This is a genomic window from Proteus mirabilis ATCC 29906 (genome assembly GCF_000160755.1).
Classification (GTDB): Bacteria; Pseudomonadota; Gammaproteobacteria; order Enterobacterales; family Enterobacteriaceae; genus Proteus; species Proteus mirabilis.
In genome coordinates this window covers 169,722-171,380 of sequence record NZ_GG668576.1, presented here as the reverse complement: position 1 = coordinate 171,380, position 1,659 = coordinate 169,722, and the positions used below count along the sequence as shown (strand labels likewise).

Annotated in this window: 3 pseudogenes; 1 reads left to right on the top strand and 2 read right to left on the bottom strand. The window is 41.9% G+C overall.

The window, feature by feature from the left end:
- A pseudogene (locus HMPREF0693_RS18410) lies at nucleotides 1-201 on the bottom strand (RHS repeat domain-containing protein); the annotation flags it as partial.
- Between HMPREF0693_RS18410 and HMPREF0693_RS19250 the strand changes: the two are divergent.
- A pseudogene (locus tag HMPREF0693_RS19250) lies at nucleotides 182-310 on the top strand (SymE family type I addiction module toxin); the annotation flags it as partial. The pseudogenes HMPREF0693_RS18410 and HMPREF0693_RS19250 overlap by 20 nt on opposite strands.
- A 5-nt stretch (nucleotides 311-315) precedes the next feature.
- Here the strand turns inward: HMPREF0693_RS19250 and HMPREF0693_RS18750 are convergent.
- A pseudogene (locus tag HMPREF0693_RS18750) lies at nucleotides 316-1,472 on the bottom strand (IS30 family transposase).
- Nucleotides 1,473-1,659: the final 187 nt, after the last annotated feature.

Genomic DNA, 1,659 nt, shown 5'->3' with positions numbered 1-1,659 from the left:
AATATGGGCTAAGTCACTGTCGACAGTTTTGGTTTTACTCAGACGTCGACCAAAAGCATCATAAGTATAGTGCCAACAATCCCCTTTCGGTGTAAAGCATGCGGTTAGCTGATTTTGTGTGTTCCATAAATAGCGCCACTCTCTGGGACGAAAACCGCGTGTATGGACAATTTTTTTAATTATGTGGAGGAGCGATAACAAAACTGCACCACCGCCCGAGATACACCTAAAAGGGCACTGGTTAAAGGACGCGGGTTTTGAGACAGGCTTCACCTTTACCGTGAAGATTTTAAACGGCTGTTTGGTGTTGTGAGTTCAACCGGTGGATGCAACACACTGGTTAAATCGTTCTGCTGGTGATTCATAACCTAGCGTTTTTCTTGGCCTCTCGTTGAGTTGTCTAGCGATGCTATTTAATCTTTGCTGGCTATGAACGGATAAATCAGTACCTTTTGGAAAATATTGTCTGAGCAATCTGTTCGTATTTTCGTTTGAACCACGTTGCCACGGAGACTGAGGATCGCAGAAGTAGACTTGGATATCAGTCGCTACAGTAAATACTGCATGATTGGTCATTTCAACACCTCTGTCCCAAGTTAATGTTTTATATAGTTCAGAGGGTAATCGCTGAGCCTGTTTAATGAGAGAGGCTATCACCGTTGCTGTTTTATTATCACTGATTTTAGCTAGCATAACATAACGTGAATGGCGTTCTACTAAAGTGACAATATAAGAATTTTTAGATCCTTGAATTAGATCCCCTTCCCAGTGGCCTGGAATTGCTCTATCCGCAACAGTCGATGGTCTTTCGCTTATAGGAACGGCATTATAGGGATTGAGCCTAATCCTTTTCCTTTAAGTGATGTGGTTCTAGATTTTCGTACCGTTCTTCTGCTTCTAAGATATTGCTGTAGCTCTTTTTTAAAGTTCCCCGAGTTTGTATAAAAAGTGTTTTATAAATCGTTTCGTGAGACACATTCATCCCCTGAGCATCTGGATAATTACGTTTTAGCCAGCCAGCAATTTGCTCAGGTGACCAGCCTCGATGCATTTTTTCTGCGATTATTTTACACAATGTAGGGTTTTAACTTACAAGCTTTAGGTCTCAAGGCATTATCCCATGCTTTTTTATCCGCTTTTGCTGCACGGTAGTTGGTTAATCCACCATGCCTGCGGAGCTCACGGCTAACAGTTGAAGGGGCTCTTGATATCTTTTTAGCTATCTCCCTGATACTACACTTTTCTGCTAATCCTCTCGATATTTCTTCTCGTTCATCAAGCGAAAGCGATAATCTGTGGCGTTTACGGACGGGAGGACGGAAGCCCCCCGTTTGATAAATAGTGGGCATAATAGAAGAATGGTATCTATCAAACATTCTGGCGATCTCATGTAAAGAATCACCTTGCTTATATCTGTCCCAAATAATCGCTTTCTGTTCAGGTGTATAGTAAATACGTTTTCTTGGTTTCATAACAATGCCCTCCTTATTTAAGGATAGCGTTGCATTGATGAATTGAACTCACAATTGATACCGGACAGCGAAGACACCCGAGCGATTAAGCAGCAAAACCAACAGCAGCAAGCGCAGTTGAGTGAGATAAAGTTACGCTTGCAGGCGTTGGTTATCGAATAAGAGATAATTAATTGCCTACTTTCGA